The organism is Pseudomonas sp. IT-P218, assembly GCF_949767605.1.
Lineage (GTDB): Bacteria > Pseudomonadota > Gammaproteobacteria > Pseudomonadales > Pseudomonadaceae > Aquipseudomonas > Aquipseudomonas putida_AE.
This window is the reverse complement of the sequence record NZ_CATKQQ010000001.1, coordinates 220337-227081: the sequence shown is the minus strand read 5'-3', so window position 1 is coordinate 227081 and position 6745 is coordinate 220337. Positions and strand designations below refer to the sequence as shown.

Sequence of the window (6745 nt, the reverse complement as noted above, 5' to 3'; positions counted from 1 at the left end):
GCCTGCCGGCGATGGCAGTAGGACGCCCCAGACAGGGGATGTGCCAGGCACGGCATTTGTGTACAACGCCGATCAACTGTAGGAGCTGGCTTGCCAGCGAAGGCGCCGTGTCAGTCGACATCGATGTTGGATGTCAGACCGCTTTCGCTGGCAAGCCAGCTCCTACAGGGGATCTTCGTCAGACCCGAGATCTTCGCCAAGCACGGAATTGGTGAACGACGCCGACCAATTGTGGGAGCCGGCCTGCCGGCGATGGCAGTAGGACGCCCCAGACAGGGGATGTGCCAGGCATGGCATTTGTGTACGACGCCAATTGCCGTCACCCAATCACTCGCGCATACACTGATCTGTCGATGTTCCCCCCGGACAGAATCACACCCACCCTTTTGCCCCCCATCGTTTCACGCTCCTGTATAAGCGCTGCCAGGGCCGCCGCGCCTGCTCCTTCGGCGAGATTGTGGGTATCGGTGTAATACACGCGCATGGCCTCGGCAATCTGCGCGTCTGTGACCGACACGATCCGCGCCGCACCTCGCGCGTAGACGGCAAAGGCTTCAGCAATGGGCTTGCGCACGGCCAGGCCGTCGGCAAAGGTATCGGCTGACGCGGTTTCGCATATTGCACCCGCTTCAAAGGAAAGTTTCGCGGCCGCCGCTTCGCTGGAGACCACACCCACCACCTCGGTTTTCAGGCCCAGCGCATCGCGGGCGGCGATGACCGCGCAGATGCCCGAGCCACAGCCAATCGGCACGTAGACGGTATCCAGGTCCGGCGCGGCCTTGAACAGCTCAAGCGCATAGGTGGCCACGCCTTTGACCAGCTCGGTGTGGAACGGCGGCACCAGGTAGAGGCCATGGGCGCTCGCCAGGCGGGCGGCCTCTTCCCGGGCCTCATCGAAATCGCGGCCATACTCGACCACTTCACCGCCAAAGCCGCGCATGGCATTGTTCTTCTCCAGCGAGTTTCCCTGCGGCACGACAATCAGCGAGCGCAAACCCAGTGCGGTCGCCGCCAGTGCCAGGCTCTGGCCATGGTTGCCGCGGGTAGCGGTGACAATGCCCTGCGCCTCGGGATGGGTGCGCTTTAGCCAGTGCATGAAAGTAATGCCGCCTCGCACCTTGAAGGCACCGGTAGGCGTGTGGTTTTCGTGCTTGACCCACACCGTGCAACCCAACCGCTCGGCCAGCAAGGGCCAGGCGTACTGCGCGGTGGCAGGCATTACCTGGTAGACCAGGCCGGCAGCTTGTTCGATATCGTCGCGAGTCAGTCTGTACATGAGGCGTCTCCCTGAGGTGTTGCCCAGTGTAGACACGGGCGCCACTGGCCGGCTTTCAGAAAACCGACCTGACTTTTGCGGCCTCTTTTCTCTACTATGGTGTTCATGAACCGTCACAACCGCCAGCAACCGCCCTTCCCGTCTGAACCGGTGCGCCGCATCGAGGCCGGGCCCTGGGCGATCGAATTGCTACCCGGCAGCGCCTACGCGACCCGCTATGTAGCGACCCAGTCGGCAATTGGCTTTGCTTTCGACAGCCAGCGCGGCCGACACGCCATCGGCAGCGATCGGGTGCAGCCCTTCGTGGCCATGCCCAACGGCCTGGCGTTTGTCCCCGAAGGGTGTGATGTGTTGTCCGAATCGCCCACGGGCGGTGAGTACCTGCGGGTGCTGCGCACCGACGGTTTGGCGCTTCCGGGGGATCGTGCCTTTAATAACCGCATCGATCCACAGGCTACCGCCCTCGCCTTGCGGATGCGCCGCGCGCTGTTACAGCCCAGAGTGGCAGACGATTGGGAAGCCTGGGCCCTCGCATTGGCTGAACGGGCCCAGGGTAACGAAGCGCTATCGGCACCGCTGCAGGGCTCGATAACCGCCAGCCGCATGCGCTTGCTCGATGAATTCATCGACGCCGGCCTCGGCGGTCCGCTGGGTGTACAGGCGATGGCGCAGTTGCTCGGATTGTCCGAAGGCTATTTCATGCGGGCCTTCAAGACCGCGACGGGTAGAAGCCCCCACAGTTACCTGATCGACCGCCGCCTCGCCAAGGCGCGGACCCTGATGCGCGACTCGACCGCGCGGCTGGCGGAGATCGCCCACGCCTGCGGTTTCAACTCCCAGGCGCACATGACGACCGCTTTCAAGCAGCGCCTTGGCGTGAGTCCGGCGCAGTTGCGTGAAAGCACGCGGTACTAGGCTCAAGCCAGCCGCTCGGTGATCCACCGGGCCTGCCGTGCAATCTCCTGCACCTTGTCCTCAGGCACCGCCTGCCGCGCCCGGCCGAAATGGCTCAGGGTCTTTTGCTTCACGCGCAGCATTCGCTGCCACTTGACCAGGAACGCCGGGCTGCGGGCCTGTATCTGCAGCGGGCCGAAGTACAGCTCCTCGGCGCTATACACCACCGGTCCGGTACGCTCGGCGACGATGATTTCGTAGTCGAAGCGATTTTCCCGCAGCACTTCCTCGCAGAGGATGCGATAGCCATTGTCCATCAGCCATTGCCGCAGGGGCTGTTCGCCGCCATTGGGTTGCAGGATCAGGCGTTCCTGGCCGCTCAGGTGTGCTTTGCCGCTGTCGAGGATGTCGCGGATCGTCTCGCCACCCATGCCGCACAGGGTGATCGCCGTGATCCCGTCTCCCGGCTCGATCGCGGCCAAGCCATTGGCCAGGCGTACGGTGATCCGTTGCGCCTGGCCACTCTCGCGCACGGTGCGTTCGGCCGCGTGGAACGGCGTCAACGCCACCTCGCCGGCCACCGCCGCCGCGATGGCGCCACGGCGCAGCAACGCCACCGGCAGGTAGCCGTGATCCGAGCCGATATCGGCCAGGCGCGCCCCGACGGGCACATGCGCCGCCACGCGCTCCAGGCGCATGGACAATGTCTGTTCGTTCAACTGCAGCCCCTTTTTCACCGCGAACGTCCGGCACCTTTGGCCGAAACGGAGGCGATTCTGGCGGGTAATGCCGTGCATTTCAAATCCATGCGACAAGGGCGCCATGACTGTTGATCGGCCGCACGCCCGCCGGGGCCCCGGCCGTCTAGACTGATCAGGCACACCACAGGTTTACAGCCGCCTGATCCAGGGGAAACGGGATGACCGCAATCACCGCGAGCCAATGCATGTCATGGGTCCTGCCCTCCCTTATCGCCATCAACCTGGTGCTGACGGCGGGATGTTCAGGCAAGTCCTCCACGGCCCGCTACTCGGCCTCGAACATGGGCTCAAGCTGCTATGCCAAGGCACTGCCCACTGCCGGCGAGGGTGGTCTCGCCTGGGGCAACACCTTGAGCATCGCGCGGCAGAAATCCTTGAATAACTGCATCCGTTATGCCGGCCGGTCGGGTGGCACACCCCGTACCTGCCAGGTGGTGTTGTCGGAGTGCAGGCATTGATCTGGCGGCGTTCGCTCCTGTAGGAGCGAGCTTGCTCGCGAAAAACGTCTGGACAACGCAGTCATTCAGACAGTTCGCGTCATCGTTGACGACCATTGCTGGCAAGCCAGCTCCTACAGCTTGACCGGGGTGCCCCCGTGGGAGGCCGCCTTCGCTGGCAAGCCAGCTCTTACAGGGCCCTGGTCACGGCAATGCCCTTTCGTCCCAGTTGCTTGACCCCATACATCGCCTGGTCAGCCGCCTTGAGCAAGGTGTCGAGCGTCTGCCCATGCAACGGACACAGGGCAATGCCGATACTGCACGAGAGTGAAATCTCCCCCGCACTGGTAACGATTGACTGACCAATCGCCTCGAACATCTTCGAAGCCTTGACCTCGGCCATATCCGGATCGGCCAGGTCGGTGACCAGCACCACGAACTCATCGCCGCCATAGCGGGCAACCGTGTCCCCCGTACGCGTGGCCCCCAGCATGCGACTGGCCAGCGCGCGCAAGACCTGATCGCCGACCTCATGGCCATACCGATCATTGATGTCCTTGAAATGATCCAGATCGATCAACAGCACCGCAAACGGCACCCGGTCGCCCTTCCAGCGGGACAGCGCCTGCTCGAAGCGTTCGGCAAACAGGTAGCGGTTGGGCAGATCGGTGAGCACATCATGGGTGGCCAGGTAAGCCGAGCGCTGGTGCTCGGCGTCTGCCCGCTCGAGCGCCTTGAAATGCCGGATCAGCAGCAGCGGGATCAGCACGAACGCCGCACCCAGTATCGCCAGGAGTGCCAAGGCTTGCCCGGTCAGGACGTCGGCCAGGCGCAACTGACGCTCGAACAGCAACGTCATCGGCTGCGAGGCACTGTGAATCTCCACCCGTTCTTCAAGCAGGGGCAGGAAAAAACCATCGATCAATCCGGCATCCGAGGTCCCCGTGGCGAAGACATGGCTTTCCGTGCCGGCGGCGGTCTGCAGCACCGCGCGAATGTGCACCCGCGAGTCGACGTTGGCATGAATCACAGCATCCAGCAGCGAGCCGGTCCTGATCAACAGCAAGGCGACCATGGTGCTGCCGAAGAAATTCGGTCGGGAGCTTTCGCGCACTCGTTCAGGCCGGTTGACCGATTGCATCAGAATGAACGCATCGCCGCCCTCGTACATGGAGAACACCGGCGAGACCACCGGCTTGGGATTGTTGTAGGTGCGGGCCAGCGCATGGGACAGATAACCGACGGTTTCCAGCCTGACGCCGTAGATCGCATTGGCCTCCGACAGCACCGGGTACATGAACAGCACCGGCCAGGTCTCGCGCAGAAAGGCCTGGTGCCGGGCGGGTTGCCGAGTCAGGGTGGGAAAATCCTTGAGGGTGAAGTCCGGTCGCCAGGTGCGGCGCAGCAGCGCTTCGAAAGCTGCCTGCTCGGCCACCGGCACCGCGCGTGCCGCTTCGAGCATGTACAGATGCGGGTACGCCGACATCACCGCGGCGGCATAACGCGCCGCCGCTTCGGTGTCGCTTTGGTCGACCGCCTGGAGAAAAGCGGAAAACCCGGCCAGTACCGCTTCGTTGGTGTCGAGCTGATTGCGCACGATGCCGGAAATGTTCTGCACGTATTCGGAAAAACGCGTTTCCCGCCGTTGCGTCTCGGACTTGAGCAACAACAGCGCAGACATGCCCATCAGGCCTACGGCCAGGAGAATGAAACCGGCGAAAGCACGGTGGCGTCTGGTCACTCGCGGCCCACCTCAGCGCTGCCCTTCTTTCTGCGCCGGGGCGGCATACCACTGGTCCCTGGGCACCCGCTTCTCAAAGTCCGGGTCGCCCAGATAGTGCGGCGACATGATCTGCACCTCGTACTCATTGAACACATCCTGGATATTGGCGTGCAACATGCTCAACAACAACGCGCGCGGGCGTGGCTGGCTGGGGATGGCCTGGGCCACGAGGCGGTATTCGGGATAGAAATCCGACAGGGCCGTCTGGAACACCTGCGCCGGTGGATCAGTGAGGACGCCGGGGGTGCGCCGGGCCGCTTCCAGCAGCATCGCTTCGACCTGGCGCCACGGCGTGTCGTAGCCGATGGTCACCACAGTGTCGACCACGTAACCCGGGCCTTGCACGGTGCGCGAATAGTTCTTGGTGACGGTGGCGGTGATCATTGAATTGGGCAGCGTCAGCACCTCCCCCAGGCCGGTACGAATGCGCGTGGTGAACATGCCCAGTTCAGTCACCGTGCCTTCGTATTCGCCAATGCGCACGAACTCGCCGGGGCGCAAGGTGCGGGTGTAGGTCAGGATCAAACCGGCCGCCGCCTGCCCGACCACACTGGTAGCGCCCAGGGAAATCATCAGGCCGATCAGCACCGACAGCCCCTTGAACGCATCGGTGCCAGCGCCCGGCAGGTAGGGATAGGCCATCGCCAGGGCGAACAGCCAGATGGCCAGCGACGTCAGCCGTTGGGTCGGTTGCAAGGTTTCCTGGTTCAACCAGCTGAAGGTGCCGGGCGTGGCCATGCGCCGCAGGATCCGTCGGGCAAAGGCCGTGGTGCCCCGGGCAATGAAGAAGATTGCCAGGGCCACGCCCAGTCCCGGTATGGCGCCGACGATACCCTCGAACAAGTAACCTGCGACTTCCAGCAGGTAGTTGTTGAGGCTTTCACCCCAGGGCCGGGTGTAAGGAAACCGCGACAGGACAAAACCCAGCCATTCGTAGGTCAGCAGCAGCACGACCAGCCAGCGCAGTAACCCCAGCAAGCGGCTGACTAGCGGATACAGGTAGTTCGCATCGATCACCTGCACCCGCCCTACTTTCAGGGCCTGGGTGTGTCGGTGCATCAGGTCCGGCAGTTTCTTCAGCAAGCGGCGGCGCAGGTAGGCCATGCCCCAGAGCAAGGCGACATAAATACCGGTGGCAATCGCTGCGCCCGCCAGTGACCGGAAAATCAGATGCAGGCTGCGGGCTTCCCCGGTTTCCGCCACCACCTGGCGCAGTTTGTCGGCGGCACTTTCTGCCGCCTGCCTGACCGATTCGAACTCGCTGGCATCGACATCCTTTGGGGACACGATAAAGGCGCGCTTGGCACCCAGCAGCACCAGGTAGCTGTCCTGGATGGCATCGAGGGTGACCCGCAGGTCGTCCTCGTCATCCAGTGCTTCGTTGATCGCTGTCCTGGCCCGCTTGACCCGGGTCTGCGGCGTTTCACCCAGCAGCGCGCCGCGAAACACCATGATGCTTCGATTGGCGATCTTCAGTTCCGCTGGCGTAGGTGCAGGATCCAGCGGTTTCGCCGCATCCTCGGCCCACAGCAGTATCGACCAACACATCGCGAACATGACGATCAATGGGGTGAGGAGCCTGCTCCGCATGCAT

6 protein-coding genes are annotated in these 6745 nt (G+C 63.4%); 2 read left to right on the top strand and 4 right to left on the bottom strand.

What is annotated here, in order from left to right; translation table 11 throughout:
• Positions 1 to 319: 319 nt before the first annotated feature.
• The gene (locus ACM6I6_RS00970; protein ID WP_323608989.1) at positions 320 to 1276 is read right to left on the bottom strand and encodes a threonine dehydratase; all 957 of its coding nucleotides are present in this window, start codon (positions 1274 to 1276) and stop codon (positions 320 to 322) included.
• Between the two features lie 96 nt (positions 1277 to 1372).
• On the opposite strand from ACM6I6_RS00970, the gene ACM6I6_RS00965 reads away from it, so the two are divergent.
• Entirely contained in the window at positions 1373 to 2191 is an 819-nt protein-coding gene (locus tag ACM6I6_RS00965) for an AraC family transcriptional regulator (RefSeq protein ID WP_323609015.1), read from the top strand.
• Between the two features lie 2 nt (positions 2192 to 2193).
• Here ACM6I6_RS00965 and ACM6I6_RS00960 read toward each other — a convergent pair whose 3' ends face one another.
• Complete coding sequence (locus ACM6I6_RS00960) at positions 2194 to 2889, bottom strand: tRNA (adenine(22)-N(1))-methyltransferase (RefSeq protein ID WP_323608990.1); 696 nt, start codon at positions 2887 to 2889, stop codon at positions 2194 to 2196.
• A 200-nt stretch (positions 2890 to 3089) separates the two neighbouring features.
• On the opposite strand from ACM6I6_RS00960, the gene ACM6I6_RS00955 reads away from it, so the two are divergent.
• Entirely contained in the window at positions 3090 to 3389 is a 300-nt protein-coding gene (locus tag ACM6I6_RS00955; protein ID WP_274075723.1) for a hypothetical protein, read from the top strand.
• 169 nt (positions 3390 to 3558) lie between these two features.
• Here the strand turns inward: ACM6I6_RS00955 and ACM6I6_RS00950 are convergent, their stop codons facing one another.
• Both ACM6I6_RS00950 and ACM6I6_RS00945 read right to left on the bottom strand, forming a co-directional pair.
• Entirely contained in the window at positions 3559 to 5055 is a 1497-nt protein-coding gene (locus ACM6I6_RS00950) for a diguanylate cyclase domain-containing protein (protein ID WP_414919259.1), read from the bottom strand.
• Between the two features lie 66 nt (positions 5056 to 5121).
• Positions 5122 to 6741: a mechanosensitive ion channel family protein gene (locus ACM6I6_RS00945; RefSeq protein ID WP_414919256.1), complete on the bottom strand. Its 1620-nt coding sequence runs from the start codon at positions 6739 to 6741 to the stop codon at positions 5122 to 5124.
• Between the last annotated feature and the right edge of the window lie 4 nt (positions 6742 to 6745).

Coding starts and splice junctions, on each gene's coding strand:
- ACM6I6_RS00970 (WP_323608989.1), bottom strand. CDS start 1,276: ATGTACAGACTGACTCGCGACGATATCGAACAAGCTGCCGGCCTGGTC.
- ACM6I6_RS00965 (WP_323609015.1), top strand. CDS start 1,373: ATGGTGTTCATGAACCGTCACAACCGCCAGCAACCGCCCTTCCCGTCT.
- ACM6I6_RS00955 (WP_274075723.1), top strand. CDS start 3,090: ATGACCGCAATCACCGCGAGCCAATGCATGTCATGGGTCCTGCCCTCC.
- ACM6I6_RS00950 (WP_414919259.1), bottom strand. CDS start 5,055: ATGGGCATGTCTGCGCTGTTGTTGCTCAAGTCCGAGACGCAACGGCGG.
- ACM6I6_RS00945 (WP_414919256.1), bottom strand. CDS start 6,741: ATGCGGAGCAGGCTCCTCACCCCATTGATCGTCATGTTCGCGATGTGT.